This is a genomic window from Deinococcus sp. (assembly GCF_018260555.1).
Classification (GTDB): Bacteria; Deinococcota; Deinococci; order Deinococcales; family Deinococcaceae; genus Deinococcus.
In genome coordinates, this window is sequence record NZ_JAGLBB010000066.1 from 1 (window position 1) to 15,326 (window position 15,326).

Consider the following 15,326-nt stretch of genomic DNA (forward strand, 5'->3'; position numbering starts at 1 on the left):
CCAGGGCGCGGCCCAGCGCCACGTACGCCGCACCAGCCCCCGCCGTGGCCTGCGCTCCCGGCGTCTGCGTGCCCGGCGTCTGCGTGATCGGCGTCCCGGGGGCCGTCGCCTGGGTATCCGGGGTCTGCGTGACCGGAACGGGCGTGACAGGGGGGCGGGTGCCCCCGGACGCCGGTTTCGTTCCGGCCGGGGGGGCGGCGGGCGGAGTGGCGGCGGGCGGGGTGGCGGCGGGCGGGGTGGCCAGGGTCGCCGCGAAGGCCGCCGTGCCCGAACGCAGCGCTGCCAGCGAGGTCTCCAGGGCCGCCGTGTCACCCGAGGTCAGTTGCCGCAACGCGTCCCCGAACTGCGAGACCTTCAGGCCGCCTGCACCCGCCGAATCCTGCACCACCGTGAACCACCCGGTCGCGCGCGCCAGGTTCACGTACGACGCCGTGCTCTGCGTGGCGCGCGCGGCCGTCAGACTGGCGCTGACCTTCTGCACTGCCGCCCGCTGAAGCCGCCACGCCGCGCGCTCCAGCCGACCGGCCTTCGCGTCACTCGACAGCGCCTGGAGCGCCTCGGGACCCAGGCCGAACTCGCGGCCCAGCAGCTGAAGTTGCGCCGCCCCGTTCGCCGGAGTGCTCGACAGCAGCGCCAGCGTCTGGTCGTACAGCGCCCTGCGCATCAACCCGCGCGACAGCAGCACCTGCGCCTCGAGCTCAGCCGGCGTGCGCCCCAGCGCGGCCCGCGCGCCGCCCATGGCGTCTTTCAGGCCCGACACGATCTGCCGGTTGCGAATGGTGGGGGCCAGGGCGCCCAGCGCCGACTGCGCCGCGTCCAGGCGCGTCAGGGCCGCCTGGGCCGAGGAGGCCCGCGCCGTCACCGCGCCGTCCAGGTTCTGCGCCAGCCTGGTGTATGCCGCCAGGTCCTGCGCGGCCGCGCCGCCCAGCCCGGTCAGACCCGTTCCGCCCAGACCCAGTGCACCCAGCGCCAGCGCCGCCCGCCACGCGCCGCCCCTCGGTTGCCATTCACCCTGCACCGCCGAGTTCACGACGCCACCCGCAACTGCTGAAGTTCCACAAGCAGTCTCGCCACGTTCGCTTGAGAATTGGCCACCACGGCCACACAGTACGAGCCCAGCGGGCACATGCACACCGTCTGACCACCCAGATCCGCCGACATCAGCCGCAGCGCCCGCTTCTGGAACAGCATGGCGCTCGCCGCGACCACGCTGCCCAGACCCGCCGGGTCCTTCACGGACCGGGACCGCAGCACCTCACCACTCGAACGGCACACCATCACGCCCTGCACGCCCGACAGTTTCCCCAGCTGAATCAGGGCGTCCTGGTCCAGCGTGGTCGCCAGGTCGTACGCGCGGCCGTCCAGCATGCCCGGGTCCTCGGGGTCCTCGAATTCAAAATCATCCGCGCTGAGCATCAGGGCATTCCAGACGGTCGTGCCTTCCCCGGCGTCATCCCAGGTGGCCAGCGGCACGTTCTGCGTAAACAGCGTCGGCGCTTTCAGGTACTTCGACTCCAGGCGCCGGGACAGGGCCTGCAATTCCCGCCGCGCCTGCGCCGACGGCAGCACGGACGCCAGCCGGTCCAGCAGCGAACCGGAGATCAGTTGCTGCATCTCCTGCGCCGACACCGTATCGGGCGCGATGTTGTGCTGGCGCAGCACCGCGCGCAATATGGTCTCGGCAGCCCGTTCGGAAACAACGCCCGACAGGGCGCGGACGGTCATGGTGTACACAGCGTTCGTCATGAAGAACCTCAAGGAAGGATAGGGAAGCCGAGCTTACACTTTTATCTCACGGTTCCGTGCCCTGCGCGTGGGCATTCCCGCCTGTGGGCGGCCCTGCTATACTCCCCGCTGCGCCGCTGCCGCGCCCACGGTCGGCACTCGTAGCTCAGTTGGATAGAGCGGCCCCCTCCTAAGGGGCAGGCCACTGGTTCGAATCCAGTCGAGTGCACCACGCAGTGTCGGATCAGAAATGCCGGACCCCTCATCACTGAGCGGGTCCGGCGTTTTTAGAGCGTGCGGGGTTTACAGGACGCTCTTGACGACCTTGATGACGTTGGGGACGCTGAACCCGAACTTCTCGAACAGCACGTCGGCGGGCGCGCTGGCTCCGAAGGTATCCATGCCGATCACGGCGCCGTCCGTGCCGACCCACTCGTACCAGGGGGCCTTGCTGGCGGCTTCGATGGCCACCCGTTTCACGCCGGGGGTCAGGACGCTGTCGCGGTAGCTGCGGTCCTGCGCGCGGAAGACTTCCATGCAGGGCATGCTGACCACACGCGCCGGAATGCCGCTCTCGGCCAGCGCTTCGGCGGCGTTCAGGGCGAGGCTGACCTCGCTGCCCGACGCGATCAGGATGATCTGCGCGCCCTCACCGTTGGCACTGTCGGCGTCACGCAGCACGTAGGCGCCTTTCTTCACGCCGGCGTGGTTGCGGGGCAGGATGGGCAGGTCCTGGCGGGTGAGGGCCAGCGCGGTGGGGCCCTTGTCGTACTCGAGGGCCATCTGCCACGCGGCGGCCGTTTCGTTGGCGTCGGCGGGGCGGATGACGTGCGCTCCGGGCACGGCGCGCAGCATGGCGAGCTGGTCGATGGGCTGGTGGGTGGGGCCGTCCTCGCCCAGGCCGATGGAGTCGTGTGTCAGGACGAACGTGACGGGCTGCATCTGGATGGCGCTGAGGCGGTAGGCGGGTTTCAGGTAGTCGGCGAACACCAGGAAGGTGCCGACCAGGGGGCGCAGGCCGCCGTAGAGGCTCAGGCCGTTGGCAGCGGCGGTCATGCCGAACTCGCGCACGCCGAACAGGACGTTGCGGCCGGCCATGCTGCCGCTCTGCATCTCGCCGGCGTCCTTGATGGTGGTCTTGGTGCTGCCGGACACGTCGGCGCTGCCGCCCATCAGGCCGGGCACGGCGGCGGCCAGGGCGCCGATAATTTCGCCGCTGGCGTTGCGGGTGGCGACGGCCTTCCCGCCGACCTCGTAGCTGGGCAGCACGTCGCTGAGGTTGGCGGGCAGTTCGCGGGCAAGCAGGGCGTCCACTTCGGCACCCAGGTCAGGGTGCGCGGCGCGGTAGCCGTCCATCAGGGCGGTCCAGTCGGCTTCGAGCTTCGCGCCGCGTTCGGTGGCGTCCATGTGGGCGCGGACCTCGCCCGGCACCGTGAAGGGCTCGTATTCCCAGCCGAGGGCGGCCTTGGTGCTCGCGACGCCCTCGGCGCCCAGGGGTTCGCCGTGGGCTTTGCTGGTGCCGGCGCGGGGGCTGCCGAAGCCGATGACGGTCCGCACCTGGATCAGGGTGGGGCGGTCGCTGGTCTGCGCTTCCCTGATGGCGGCGCGGATGGCGTCCAGGTCGTTGCCGTCGGCGACTTTCAGGACGTTCCAGCCGTACGCCTCGTAGCGCTGGGCGGTGTTCTCGCTTTCGGCCTTAAAGGTGGCGGTGTCCAGCTGGACTTCGTTGTCGTCGTGCAGCCAGATCAGTTTGTTCAGGCGCAGGTGTCCGGCCAGGGCGGCGGCTTCGTGGTTCACGCCTTCTTGCAGGTCGCCGTCACCGATGATGGCGTACGTGTGGTTGTCGAAGACGGGAAAGCCTGGGCGGTTGTAACGCGCGGCGAGGTGCGCTTCGGCCATGGCCATGCCGACGGTCATGGCGGCGCCCTGCCCGAGCGGGCCGGTGGTGGCGTCGAGGCCGGGGGTGTGGAAGAACTCGGGGTGGCCGGGGGTCTTGCTGCCCCACTGGCGGAAGCGCTTGAGTTCCTCGAGGGGCATGTCGTAGCCGGTGAGGTGCAGCAGGCTGTAGATCAGCATGCTGGCGTGCCCGGCGGACAGGACGAAGCGGTCGCGGCCGGCCCATTCCGGGTGCCTGGGGTTAAAGCGCAGGAAATCCTGCCACAGCACGTACGCCATGGGCGCGGCGCCAAGGGGAGCGCCTGGGTGGCCGCTGTTGGCGGCCTGCACGGCGTCGATGCTCAGGGTACGGATGGTGTTCACACTCAGCTGGGGGATGTCGCTGGACATGTCTCGTATCCTACCCCGAGAAGAGTATGTGTACTGTGGACACTTATAGGGAGCGCCCTTACAGTCCCATAGATAAGTCGAATGAGGTTGCCCAGCGCGCGTGCGGCCCACGCAAAGGACCGCCCGTCGGGAAGACGGGCGGCCGGGTTCGGACTGGGTGAGGGTGAGGTGGTGCGGGGGGTGGCCAGACAGGGACCGTCCGGGGAGAGTCGCTGAGGCCGGAATCCGTCATGGGGTGCAGGCGCGCCAACGTCGCCTCCGTTCAGGTAGTGCCATAGTACGCCAGTAGCGTAATCATGTCAAGTCCTTCCGTGAATACGGGATGAGTATGCGTGGCCCTGCATCCTCACCCGACCTCAACCCGCCGCCACGGAGCCCAGTTTGCCCCGCCGCATATGCAACCCGTCGCACACGCCCACCCCCCGAGCGGCCACCTCCGCGTTCCTCCCCTCCGCCAGAAGGCCTACCCGCCCGGTTTGCGGCCAGGGGTGAACGCCGCGCACCATGACCGCATGACCCACGCCACGCACCCCACCGACCACCTGCCCACCCTGCGGCCCTACCGCACCACCACCGACGCGGCGGCCGTCGCCCGCCTAGTCACGCAGAGCGTGCGCGGCCACTGGACCTACGCACCGGACCACTTCCGCGAGGGCGCCCCCGGCACCCGCCCCGCCCGACTGGTCGCGGAACACGGCGGGCAGGTAGTCGCCACCGCGCGCCTCGCGCCGTTCGGGGAGGGCGTGCCGGACGCCCTGCGCCTGGACGTGGCCGGGGACGCGGTCGCATTCACGCCGCTGCTGCTGGCGCATCTGGCTGCAATACCTACCGGGTTCCGGCGTGTGCTGGGTGTCACCCGCGAGGACTTCACGGAGCAGATGACCTTCTTCGCGGCGGCCGGGTTCCGCAACGCCTGGCAGTCCTGGGGAGCTCACCTGGACCTGACCACCTTCGACCCCGCGCCCTTCGAGGCCCTTCAGAAACGGCTGTTCCTGGCCGGCTACGAACCCGAACGCCTGGCCCCGGACACCCCAGGAGCTGGCTCAGAAGCCGACTGGGACGCCCTGTATGCCCTGCACCAGACTGGCGTGCGCGACCAGCCGCGCAACCCCACCACCACGCCCGACCCCCTCACCCGTGACGGCCTGCGCGACGTGATCCGGCGCGAGGAAGCGGCGTTCGTGACCCGCTGGCGCGGCCAGATCGTCGCCCTGACCCGCCTGACCCCACGCGGCACGGAAGTGGACAGCGAGGGCACTGTCACCCACCCGGATCACCGCTCGCGGGGCGTGATGACCGCCCTGAAAGCCCACGCCCTGACCTGGGCGAAAGGGGAGGGTCACACGCACGCCGGGACGGGCGGCACCGTCCTGAACCTGCCCATGCTGCGCGTGAACACCCGCCTGGGCTACCGCACGGAACGCATGTGGATCACCTGGGAGAAAGACCTCTGAGGGCAGGGACCCGCTGCATAGGGCAGGGACCCGCTGCATACCCCGCCCAGATATCTCGCCGGGCCGCCCCCGCAACAGGGGCGTGCCAGGGCGGGTTTTCCGGTGCCTGTGCATAGGCTTGACGGTTCCTGCATTCCGGGGTATTCTGTTCCTATCAACCGAACGAAACGCTGCCGCCCCTAAGAGGCGGATTTTTTATTTGTTGCCCGCGCCCTTCCCGCCGGGTGCAGGCGGGGCAAACTGCGCCGCGCCGCCCGCCGCACCAAACTCTGCCTGAAGGTCGGCCACGGGCCGCTCCGGGCGGCTGGCCGGATCGCCGGGCAGGGTCCTGGCAAAGACCTCCAGCGCGTCCGGGTACCCGTCGCCGTCGGCGTCCCCGTTCGATTCGAGCAGTACGGAGAGCGCCTGCGGGAACTTCACGGCGCGGCCTGCCTGCGCCTCACGGCGGAACGTTGCCTGAATGGCCTGCCCGAACGGATTCCAGGGCGCGCCGCCGGACTCGCGCACGTGACAGTACGTGCAGGGCATCACGCGGCGGTCCAGTTGCCACAGGTCGTTCCCGCCCGTCAGGTGCAGTTGCGGCGCGGCCTGCAGGCGGTACTTGGGGAGGGCCAGCGCCGCGCCGCCCAGCAGCGCCGCCAGCGCCAGTGTCACGCGGCGCGCGGCACTCATGCGAGCCAGCCTGGGCCGCTGAAGTCGCCGTTCAGGATCTCGCGGGCGTTCAGGCCCAGCCAGCCGCTCAGGGCCTCGGCGTACACGCCCCGGAAATCCTGCCGGTACTTGATGTCCCCGTCCGACAGGTCCTCCAGGTCCGGGCTGCTGCCGTGCACGCCGCCCCTCACGCCGCTCCCGAGCGCGAACATCACGCTGCCCTTGCCGTGATCGGTGCCGGCGCTGCCGTTCTCGGCGACGCGCCGCCCGAACTCCGAGAAGCCCATGACGACCACGTTCTCGGCCAGTCCCTGCCGTTCCAGGTCCGCGTGGAAGGCCGCGAGCCCCGAGGCGAGCGTGCCCAGCAGTTCGTCCTGATCGGCGCGCTGCCCGGCGTGCGTGTCGAAGCCGCCCAGCGACACGTACAGCACCCGCTGCCCCACCCCGGCGGCGATCAGGCGGGCCGTGTCGCGCAGCTGCGCAGCGAACCTCCCGTCCGGGTACGTCGCCCCGGCCCGGTACCGCTGCGCGCCCCCCTGCACGCGCGCCGTGTTCTTCATCATCTGCCGGGTCGCCTGCGTCAGGAACGCCGCCTCACCGCTCCTGGCGGCGTCCAGCATGTCCCCGAAGGCGCCGCCCAGACCCTGCGGGAGTTTCAGCTGAAATTGCTCCACCGTGTCGATGCTGGGCAGGCTGAACTCGCTGGCCCGCAGCGCCTGCGGCGTGGCCGCGCCGATGTTGCTGGCGCAGAACGGATCGCCGATGCTCTCGGCCAGACGGCCGATCCAGCCGTCCGACTGCGCCTGCGAGGGGTCCGCCGTGTGCCAGATCGCCATGCTGGCAAAGTGACTGCGGTTCGGGTTCGGGTAGCCCACGTTCTCCATCCAGGCCATGCGCCCGCCGTCCCACAGGCCCATCAGCGGCCTGAGCGCGGGGTGCATGCCCAGGTCCGGCGTGAGGGTCAGCACGTCCTTCTTCGGGATGGCGATGGTAGGCCGCGCGGCGTAGTACGCGCCGTTGCTGTACGGAACGAGGGTGTTCAGGCCGTCGTTCCCGCCGGTCAGCTGAATCACGACCAGGGTCCTGCTGCCGCCCGCCTGCGCGGCGGCGCGCGCCAGGAAACCGGGCATGCCGGTCGTGGCGGCGGCCGCCAGGGCGGAGAGTTTCAGGAAATCACGTCGGTTCGTCACGGATAAAACCTCCCGGAAGGTTCAGAGAAAAAATGAAAGACAGCTGGGCAGAGTGCGCGCGGTCCAGCGCTCGTCGCTCATGACCCGCAGATCAGTGCCCACACGGGTCGGGCTCAGGCCAGCTGGAATTCTGGGCTGATCAGGTGCAGGTACGTCGCCTGCTGCGGGTTGAGTTTCAGGGCCGCCGCTGCGCTGGGCGGGCGTTCCAGGCCGGTCAGGGCCAGCGCGGACGGCGTGGCCGTCAGGGGCGGGGCCTTGCTGCCCAGCGTCAGGGCCGCCGCGAGTTGCAGGCGCAGCAGCAGGGTGGTGTCGTTGATCCACTCGCGCCCGCCGTCCCAGCCCTTGACGTTCTCGGGTTGCAGCAGCACCTGCCCCATCCGTCCGGCTGTCTGCGTGAGGTTCAGCAGGGCCTTGGCGTCCATCGTCGGTTGCCCCAGGGTGCGCAGCGCGCCCACCACGAACTCGACCGGACTGCGAATGATCCGGGCGCGACTGGCGTAGAAGGCCTCGCTGGACAGCAGTTCCTCCAGCACGGCCCGCACGTTCCCGTTCGTGCGCCGCCACGTTTCGGCGCTGCCCTGCACGGCCGCCCCGTCCGGCGTGTCGGCCAGGAACGCGCGGTGCAGTTTGCGGCTCACGAACGTGGCCGTCTGCGGGTGCGTGGCGGCCAGCCGGATGATGTCCTCGCCGCGCAGCTCGCCACTCTGACCTAGGTACGTCTTGCGGCCCGGGTCGTGCTGCCGCTCGTTGAACACGAACCGCGACGGTTCCAGGTAATTCTGGTTGCCGCGCCCGCCCTCGAAGGTCCAGCCGGTCAGGGCGCGCGCGCCCTCGTGCACGTCCTCCTCGGAGTAATGCCCGATGCCGGTCGTGAACAGTTCCAGCAGTTCCCGGCTGAAATTCTCGTTCGGTTTCCCCCGCCGGTTCTGGTCGTTGTCGAGGTACCGCAGCATCGCCGGGGACTGAGCGACCTCCAGCGTGAATCGTTCAAAACTCGCAGTCGCCGCGTGCCGCCGCAGCAGCCCCAGGTACCCGGCCAGCGCATGCACGTTGCGCACCTTGTCGGTACCGATCACAAAGTGGTTACTCCAGGTCAGGGCCAGTTTCTCGCGCAGCGGGTGCGGGCCGTACACCAGCTCGAACAGCCACGCGCCGCGCGTGAGTTGCAGCGTCGGCCCTGGCCCGGCCCCCTGCATGGGATCGAAGGGATTGCCGGGCGCGGTCGTCTGATCGAACGCCAGGGCCTCGCGCGCGGCCGTGCGGGCATTCTTGCCCACCAGCGCGCGGATCTGCGCGTCGGTCGCGCCGAACGCCGTGCGCCGCAGGAAGTGCGCGGCGTCCTCGGCGTTCAGGGGGCGGGGCAGGGGAGTCAGGGTCATGGGGTCTCCTTGAAACGGGGGTGCGCCGCTGCATGATAGGACTCGCATGGTTTAAAAAATCGTTTGACCCAAGCCACCCGAGCCAGGCGGCCCTGTAGCGCTGCGCTGCCCGGCGAGCAGGAGACGAGCGGATTCCGGGTTGTGAACGACCCAGACGGAATTTGCCGTGTGCGGACTGCGCTCCGTTGCGCCACAGTCACGAAGGCCGCCACCCACGGCTCCAGACCGCAGGCGTCTGTTGTTTTTCCTCACATCCACCCGGACTCCATCGGAACCCCACCCAATCAACCGCAGTGCGTGGTCTAGGGCCCGGCCGCTCAGAACGTTCCAGCCGCCCGCTTGCCCCGCAGCCCTTCCGGCTACGGCCCTCCCGGCTACACTGACGGGCATGACGGCCCGCTTCCTGTCGCCCTCCGCCGAGGATTACCTCAAGCACCTGCTGCGCCTCGGGCAGACCGGGAAGGTCAGCACGCAGGCGCTGGCCGACGCCCTGAACGTCGCGCCTGCCAGCGCCACCGGCATGCTGCGTAAACTGACCGAACAGGGCCTCGTGTCGCACGCTCCGTACCAGGGCGCGCGCCTGACCGCCGAGGGTGAACGTGTCGCCATGGAAGTCCTGCGCCACCACCGCCTGCTGGAACTGTTCCTGCACCGCGCGCTGGGCGTCCCGCTGGACGAGGTGCACGAGGAAGCCGAGCGGCTGGAACACGCCCTGAGCGAGCGCCTGGAAGCCCGCATTGCCGCGTGGCTGGGCGACCCCACGCACGACCCGCACGGCGACCCGATCCCCACCCTGAACGGCGAACTGCCGCACCAGCCGCACCGGCGCCTGTCGCAGCTGGCGCCTGGGGACACGGTGACCGTGGCGCGCGTCCCGGACGGCGACGCCGTTCAGCTGCGCGCCATGGTGGCCGCCGGGCTCACGCCGGGCGCGCCGCTGCGGCTGGACAGCGTGGACGCTGCGCTGGGCACCCTGACCGTCTGGGCGACCGACCACCCTCTGACCCTGGCGCTGGGCGTGGCCGCGCAGATCCACGTGCACACCCCGTGATGCGCGCGCAGTTGCGCGCCGCGCACCTGGCCCTGACGTTCCTGACGACCCTGCCGCTCCCGCACGTCACCGAGCTCCGCGACGGGGATTTTGCGCGGGCCAGTGCGTACTACCCGCTCGCCGGCTACGCCGTGGGCGGCGCGGTCTCCCTGCTGCTGTGGTTGCCCGTCCCCCTGCCCGGCGGCGTGAGCGCGGCGCTGGGCGTGGGCGCGTGGCTCGTGCTGACCGGCATGCTGCACTTCGACGGTCTGGTGGACAGCGCCGACGCCCTGTTCGCCGTGAAAACCCCCGCCGAGCGCCTGGTGATCCTGCGGGACGTGCACGTGGGCGCGTTTGGACTGGCAACCGGGTGCCTGTCCCTGCTGCTGCTCTGGAGCCTGCTGTCGGCTCCGCTGGCGCCGCTGGCCCCGCTGGTCGCGGCCGTCGCCGCGCGCACGCTGCTGCTGATCCCCATGAACTCCTACCCCGCCGCGCGCGCCGAGAGCCTGGGCGCCCGCTCGCGCGAGGGCCGCATCTGGACCGCGCTGCTGATCGCCGCGCCCACCCTGCTGATTCCCGGCGCGTGGGCCGCGTGGCTGGCGGCCCTGGCCGCCGCGCTGCTGACCGCCGCCTTCAGCGCCCGCCGCCTGGGCGGAGGCCTGAACGGCGACACCTACGGCCTGATCGTCGTCACCGCCGAACTGGCCGCCCTGATCGCCCTGGCCTGGGGCCGCTGAGCGTGCCCGGCGACACACTAATCCTGCACCTGATCCGCCACGCGCCCACCCTCGCGAACGCGCAGCGCCGCTACCCCCACCCGCACGAGGACGCGCCCCTCACGCCCGCCGGGGTAGAACTGGCCCGCCGCCTCGACCTGCCCCGCCCCGACCTGCCCCGCCCCGACCTGCCGCGCCGCGCCCTGGCGTTCACGTCCCCGCTGGGCCGCGCCCGGCAGACCGCGCGGCTGGCCGGATTCCCGCACGCCGCCCCCACCCCCGCCCTGGCCGAGGCTGACTTTGGCGTGATGGCCGGGCACACCTGGACCGAACTGGAAGCCGCGCACGGCGAGGCGCCCCGCACCTGGATCGACGCGCTGAGCGACCCCCACAGCCTCCACGGCCCCCCCGGCGGTGAGACCGGGCACAGCTTCCACGCGCGGGTGCAGGCGTGGCTGGACGACCTGCCAGCGGGCGAGGCCGTGGCGTTCACGCACGCCGGGCCTCTGCTGGCCGCGCTGCGCCTGACCGTGGGCCTCTCGGCCGCGGCGACACCCCCCGGCACCGTGGCCACCCTGCGCCGCGACGGGGGACACTGGTGGCTGACCGCGCTGCGCCCGCCCATCTGATACAGACTGCCGTTTATTTCAATGTCAGGTCCAGAACCCGCTTCGGCTCCCACTCGCTTCGCTCGGATTGAACGGGTTTTGCACCGCATCAACCGGAGTCCGTTGAAAACGGCAGAATGAGCCCCTGATGCTTCCCGACCTGACGGCCCTCCTGAACGCCATCCAGCCTGCCGACGCGGGGGTGATGGCGCGGGCGCGGGCGCGGCAGGCGCAACTGACCAAACCCGCCGGGTCACTGGGCGACCTGGAGGAACTGGCCGTGCGCCTCTCCGGCGTGCTGGGCAGCGAGCGCCCCGACCCGCGCGGCGTGGCGGTGATCGTGGCCGCTGGGGATCACGGCGTGGCCCGCGCGGGCGTCAGCGCCTACCCGCCCGAGGTGACGCCCGCGATGGTCGCGAACTTCCTGGCAGACACCCCCGCCGGGCCGGGCGGCGCGGCCGTGAACGCACTGGCACGGGCGGTGGGCGCGCGGGTGTACGTGATGGACGCCGGGGTGAACGCCGACCTGCCCGAGCACCCGGCGCTGGTGCGCGCGGCCGTGCGGCGCGGCACCCATGACCTGAGCGTGCAGGCCGCCATGACCCGGCAGGAGGCCCAGGCCCTGATCCTGGCGGGCGCCGCCCTGGCCCGCCGGGCCATCGACGACGGCGCGGACATCCTGATTCCCGGCGAGATGGGCATCGGGAACACCACCCCCGCCGCCGCCATTACCGCCCGCCTCCTGAACCTGGACGCCGCGCAGGTCACGGGGCGCGGCACCGGCGTGGACGACGAACGACTGGCGCACAAGGTCGCGGTGATCCGCACGGCCCTGGACCGCACGCCCACCACCGACCCACTGGAGGTCCTCGCGGAGTTCGGGGGGTTCGAGATCGCGGCCATGCTGGGCGTCATGCTTCAGGCGGCCGCCAGCCGCCGCGCCGTGATCCTCGACGGCTTCGTGGAAGGCAGCGCCGCGCTGATCGGCGCCGCCCTCGCCCCGCACCTGCGCGACTTCCTGTTCCCCGCCGGACAGTGCGCCGAGATTGGACACGCCGCGCAACTCGCGCACCTGCACCTGACCCCCATGTTCCACCTGAACCTGCGCCTGGGCGAGGGCAGCGGCGGCGTCCTGGCCGCGCCGATGCTGCTCGGCGCGGCCGCCACCCTCCGCGAGATGCGAACCTTCGCCGAGGCGGGCGTCCCCGGCGGCGCGTGACCCGGCGCGGGCCGTAGAGACCGGAGCGCGGGTCGGTGGAGGGGAATGACCCTTCCGGCTGCGTTGCCCTCACTGCCGGATCGTGAGGGACGGTGCCCCGGCGGAGGGGCTGGTGCCGGAGAATGGCGCGCATGAGTGACCGGGAATTGAACTTTGCGCGGGAGATTCTGGGCAGCCGCAGTTACCGGGACGTGCCGGACGACGAGGTGCTGCGCGAGGCCGAGCGGTTGCTGGGCGACTGGATGAGCGGCGAGGCGCGCATGGAACGCCCGAAACTGTACGACCATTACGCGTTGCTGCTGCTGTCCCTGACGCGTCAGGTGCGGGCGCTGGAGTCGCGCGTGAGCGAACTGGAAGCCGCGCGGGGGCCGCAGTGACCGTGCGGGTGAAGGTGTGCGGCACGACCAGCGTGCACGACGCGGTCCTGAGCGCGCAGGCGGGCGCGGACGCGCTGGGGTTCATCTTCGCGCCGGTCAGTAAGCGGCTGGTGTCGGCGCGGGTGGCGCGCGAGGCGGGCCTGAGCGTGGGGCCGGTCGTGGCGCGCGTGGGTGTTTTTCTGGGGCAGGGGCTGGACGAGGTGCTGCGCACGGCGGACTCGGCGCGCGTGAGTGCTGTGCAGCTTCACGGGCCGTTGTCAAGTCTTTACGTGAGGCAGGTCGCCGCGTATTATCCCGTTCTGCGTGTCGTGCGCCCCGCTGATCTGGCGGCGGAGGCAGGCATGTGGAGGGACGAGCCCGGCGTGACCCTGATGCTGGACGCCCCGGAACCCGGCGGCGGCGTGCCGCTCGACTGGGCGGCGTTGCGGGAGGTGTTCCCGCGTGGGGCGTGGCTGGCGGGGGGGCTGGGACCGGCCAACGTGGCGGCGGCCATGCAGGCACTCGGGCCAGCCGGGGTGGACGCGGTCAGTCGCCTGGAAGCGCGGCCCGGCGTGAAGGACCCGGCCCTTGTGCGGGGGTTCGTGCGGGCGGTCCGGTCCTCATAAACCAGAGTTATCCACAGTGAAACGAGAGCCTGTGGATAACTTATGGCCCTGGCGGATTCCGCCTGTGGAATACGGCATTCTGCGTGTCGGACAGGTAAAACAGGGGACAGGGCGCGCCAGCGCTCGCTGTTATCCACAGACTTTCCACAGGGGTTGTGGATAAGCCTGTGGATAACTTTGGTGACAGAACGTGGGGCGCGGCACCATCTGAAAAAACCCTGACAACAGGCCAGAAAACTGACCAGGCATCCAGATGATACCGACTCCGATTGAATGGCTTATAAAGCCGCTGGGTCCGAGCGGAGCGAGTGGGAGCCGAAGCGGGTTCCGGACGTGGAGTTGGCAACCCGGTGCCCTTCCGAGTTGTCAACGAAACAAGCGGAACCCGTATGAGGCCCTCGGATGACGGCCCGGACCGGCATCCGGAACCCGCGTCAGCCGCATGACGACCGGAATGTTTCACGTGGCGGCCGCCCTTGCCCAGCCGCCTGGGCTTACGGCAGGCCAAACCAGCCCGCCAGCACCTGCCCGGCCTCCACCACGTTCGCGGGTGCTCCCAGGTTCACGCCGGACCCCGCGAACGGCACGCGCGCCCGCGTGTGGCCCTTCACGCCCAGGTCCTCCAGGTTGCCGTGATCGCTGCTGACCACCACCCGCGCGCCCGCGTCCAGCAGCCCGGCCAGCAGGGCGTCCACCCGGCGCAGGTACGCCCGGCCCGCCGTCAGGGCGTCCGGCGGCACCGGGTGCGCGCCCGCGTGCCCCAGCAGGTCCCCGAACCACAGGTCGGCCGTGATCAGGTCATGCCCGGCCACGGCGTCCGCCAGGGCCGCGCCCAGCCGCTCCCAGTGTTCTGGGCTGCCCTCCTGCGGCCAGGGCCGCGCGTACCCGAGGCCCAGCGTCGCGCCCACGAGCGGCACCCCAGGTGGGTTCAGTGGCAGGCCCGCCGCGCGGAACGAGAACGGGAAGCACCCCATGCGGTTGCGGCCCCCCGCCGCCTGGAACGCCGCCTGAAAGTACGCCGGAACGTAGTGGTTCGCCAGCGCCGCCCGCCCCCCCGCCCGGGCCAGCCGCACCGGCAGGCTCTGCGCGCTCAGCAGGCGTTGCAGCGTCGGCCCCGGCTGCGGCCCGAAATGCTCGCCCATCAGGTTCACGGCGTCCGTGCCGGTCAACCAGCACGCCTGCCCCGTCCCGGACTGCGGCAGGCCCGGCACGCCCAGCGTCGCGTCCAGCGCCAGTCCCGCATCCACCAGGGGCCGCAGCGCCGGCAGCTCCTGCTCCCACACGCTGCCCGGCGGCGCGTCCTGCGGGTGCCCCACGCCGTCCAGTGCCAGCCACACGATCCCCCTCACGAGCGCTCCATCCGGGCAGCATAGTGATCCGTCAGGCCGGAATGTACAGACGACACGAACCGCCTTTTAAGGCGATACCGAGATCAGTTCTGCCTGGAGGTTGATTCGGTGCAGTTCCGAATAGCGTCTTTACCGCTGGCCTGTTCTGCTTGAGAATCGTCTGCCACAGTCGGACATCTCCACCGGGCATGGAACCTCCTGTTTCATAGACGGTGCTCTGGGCCTGCTGTCCAGAGTGGGAATCCGGGCTGCTGATCGCAGCGTACGGGACCACCCCTCACACCCTGCGCTTCAGCCGGTTCCCAGACTCCGCCGCCACATCTTCAAATAAGCTTCGAACAGTTCGGGCGGCGCTCCGAGGTGCATATCTTGCGCCATGCCACGCATCAGCCACTGGCTCAGGAACATGACCCGTTCTGGCGGCAGGTCAGGGTGAACGCCGCCCAGGTAGCGGGCTGCGCCGCGCCGCGCCGCGAGGTAAATACGGGTCCAGAGCCGCTGCACGATCGCCTGGAGTTCCGGCTCGCGGCGGCTGGCGTAGGTCAGCTCGCCCAGCAAAATGCCCTCTTCGGCGCTGAATATCGTTTCCCAGACTTCCAGCCCAAAGGCTTCGAGCGGGTCGGGCGCGTCCTTGGTCTGCTCGTAGGCCACAATCAGTTTGGTAGAGACGCGGCGCACCACTTCCCGGGCTGCCGCTTCTATCAGCCCACTCTTACTGGAAAAGTGGTGCAGCGGCG

At 70.6% G+C, this 15,326-nt stretch carries 14 protein-coding genes, 1 tRNA gene and 1 pseudogene; 8 read left to right on the forward strand and 8 right to left on the reverse strand.

Annotation, left to right across the window (positions count from 1 at the left end; translation table 11 throughout):
* Window positions 1–1,030: pseudogene (locus tag QZ271_RS11845) on the reverse strand (hypothetical protein); the annotation flags it as partial.
* A complete protein-coding gene (locus QZ271_RS11850; protein ID WP_291431712.1) occupies window positions 1,027–1,746 on the reverse strand; it encodes a roadblock/LC7 domain-containing protein in 720 nt (239 codons plus the stop codon). The pseudogene QZ271_RS11845 and the gene QZ271_RS11850, both read right to left, overlap by 4 nt.
* Window positions 1,747–1,880: 134 nt before the next feature.
* Here QZ271_RS11850 and QZ271_RS11855 point away from each other — a divergent pair.
* Window positions 1,881–1,957: transfer RNA gene (locus QZ271_RS11855), tRNA-Arg, on the forward strand.
* 71 nt (window positions 1,958–2,028) lie between these two features.
* Here QZ271_RS11855 and tkt read toward each other — a convergent pair.
* Window positions 2,029–4,011 (reverse strand): transketolase, encoded by a 1,983-nt coding sequence (tkt, locus tag QZ271_RS11860; protein ID WP_291431714.1) that lies wholly within the window; start codon window positions 4,009–4,011, stop codon window positions 2,029–2,031.
* A gap of 512 nt (window positions 4,012–4,523) precedes the next feature.
* Between tkt and QZ271_RS11865 the strand changes: the two genes are divergently transcribed.
* Window positions 4,524–5,465, forward strand: coding sequence for a GNAT family N-acetyltransferase (locus QZ271_RS11865; RefSeq protein ID WP_291431715.1), 942 nt, complete (start codon window positions 4,524–4,526; stop codon window positions 5,463–5,465).
* A gap of 195 nt (window positions 5,466–5,660) precedes the next feature.
* Here QZ271_RS11865 and QZ271_RS11870 read toward each other — a convergent pair whose 3' ends face one another.
* The 3 genes from QZ271_RS11870 to QZ271_RS11880 all read right to left on the reverse strand — a co-directional run bounded on the left by QZ271_RS11870 (window position 5,661) and on the right by QZ271_RS11880 (window position 8,685).
* Complete coding sequence (locus tag QZ271_RS11870; RefSeq protein ID WP_291431716.1) at window positions 5,661–6,137, reverse strand: hypothetical protein; 477 nt, start codon at window positions 6,135–6,137, stop codon at window positions 5,661–5,663.
* Window positions 6,134–7,306 carry a DUF1501 domain-containing protein gene (locus QZ271_RS11875; RefSeq protein WP_291431718.1) on the reverse strand — a complete coding sequence of 391 codons (1,173 nt, stop codon included), beginning with the start codon at window positions 7,304–7,306 and terminating at the stop codon, window positions 6,134–6,136. The genes QZ271_RS11870 and QZ271_RS11875 overlap by 4 nt, the downstream gene beginning before the upstream one ends.
* A 113-nt stretch (window positions 7,307–7,419) precedes the next feature.
* Complete coding sequence (locus QZ271_RS11880) at window positions 7,420–8,685, reverse strand: DUF1800 domain-containing protein (RefSeq protein ID WP_291431720.1); 1,266 nt, start codon at window positions 8,683–8,685, stop codon at window positions 7,420–7,422.
* Between the two features lie 388 nt (window positions 8,686–9,073).
* Here QZ271_RS11880 and QZ271_RS11885 point away from each other — a divergent pair, with 388 nt between their 5' ends.
* The 6 genes from QZ271_RS11885 to QZ271_RS11910 all read left to right on the forward strand — a co-directional run bounded on the left by QZ271_RS11885 (window position 9,074) and on the right by QZ271_RS11910 (window position 13,240).
* Window positions 9,074–9,736, forward strand: coding sequence for a metal-dependent transcriptional regulator (locus tag QZ271_RS11885; RefSeq protein ID WP_291431721.1), 663 nt, complete (start codon window positions 9,074–9,076; stop codon window positions 9,734–9,736).
* On the forward strand, window positions 9,736–10,452 hold the full coding sequence (locus QZ271_RS11890; protein ID WP_291431723.1) for an adenosylcobinamide-GDP ribazoletransferase: 717 nt from the start codon (window positions 9,736–9,738) through the stop codon (window positions 10,450–10,452). Before QZ271_RS11885 ends, QZ271_RS11890 begins: the two co-directional genes overlap by 1 nt.
* Window positions 10,453–10,454: 2 nt before the next feature.
* A complete protein-coding gene (locus QZ271_RS11895; protein WP_291431725.1) occupies window positions 10,455–11,060 on the forward strand; it encodes a histidine phosphatase family protein in 606 nt (201 codons plus the stop codon).
* 127 nt (window positions 11,061–11,187) lie between these two features.
* Window positions 11,188–12,258: a nicotinate-nucleotide--dimethylbenzimidazole phosphoribosyltransferase gene (gene cobT, locus QZ271_RS11900; RefSeq protein WP_291431739.1), complete on the forward strand. Its 1,071-nt coding sequence runs from the start codon at window positions 11,188–11,190 to the stop codon at window positions 12,256–12,258.
* 131 nt (window positions 12,259–12,389) lie between these two features.
* Window positions 12,390–12,635 carry a hypothetical protein gene (locus tag QZ271_RS11905; RefSeq protein ID WP_230275884.1) on the forward strand — a complete coding sequence of 82 codons (246 nt, stop codon included), beginning with the start codon at window positions 12,390–12,392 and terminating at the stop codon, window positions 12,633–12,635.
* On the forward strand, window positions 12,632–13,240 hold the full coding sequence (locus QZ271_RS11910) for a phosphoribosylanthranilate isomerase (RefSeq protein WP_291431749.1): 609 nt from the start codon (window positions 12,632–12,634) through the stop codon (window positions 13,238–13,240). Before QZ271_RS11905 ends, QZ271_RS11910 begins: the two co-directional genes overlap by 4 nt.
* Window positions 13,241–13,734: 494 nt before the next feature.
* On the opposite strand, the gene QZ271_RS11915 is transcribed toward QZ271_RS11910, so the two are convergent.
* Complete coding sequence (locus QZ271_RS11915) at window positions 13,735–14,589, reverse strand: metalloenzyme domain protein (RefSeq protein WP_291431751.1); 855 nt, start codon at window positions 14,587–14,589, stop codon at window positions 13,735–13,737.
* Window positions 14,590–14,880: 291 nt separating this feature from the next.
* Window positions 14,881–15,326 (reverse strand): hypothetical protein (locus tag QZ271_RS11920; RefSeq protein WP_291431753.1); only part of this gene is annotated, 446 nt, incomplete at its 5' end.

Bases quoted from the DNA above. Each gene is read 5' to 3' on its own strand.
- QZ271_RS11850 (WP_291431712.1), bottom strand. From the start codon at position 1,746: ATGACGAACGCTGTGTACACCATGACCGTCCGCGCCCTGTCGGGCGTT.
- tkt (WP_291431714.1), bottom strand. From the start codon at position 4,011: ATGTCCAGCGACATCCCCCAGCTGAGTGTGAACACCATCCGTACCCTG.
- QZ271_RS11865 (WP_291431715.1), top strand. From the start codon at position 4,524: ATGACCCACGCCACGCACCCCACCGACCACCTGCCCACCCTGCGGCCC.
- QZ271_RS11870 (WP_291431716.1), bottom strand. From the start codon at position 6,137: ATGAGTGCCGCGCGCCGCGTGACACTGGCGCTGGCGGCGCTGCTGGGC.
- QZ271_RS11880 (WP_291431720.1), bottom strand. From the start codon at position 8,685: ATGACCCTGACTCCCCTGCCCCGCCCCCTGAACGCCGAGGACGCCGCG.
- QZ271_RS11885 (WP_291431721.1), top strand. From the start codon at position 9,074: ATGACGGCCCGCTTCCTGTCGCCCTCCGCCGAGGATTACCTCAAGCAC.
- QZ271_RS11890 (WP_291431723.1), top strand. From the start codon at position 9,736: ATGCGCGCGCAGTTGCGCGCCGCGCACCTGGCCCTGACGTTCCTGACG.
- cobT (WP_291431739.1), top strand. From the start codon at position 11,188: ATGCTTCCCGACCTGACGGCCCTCCTGAACGCCATCCAGCCTGCCGAC.
- QZ271_RS11905 (WP_230275884.1), top strand. From the start codon at position 12,390: ATGAGTGACCGGGAATTGAACTTTGCGCGGGAGATTCTGGGCAGCCGC.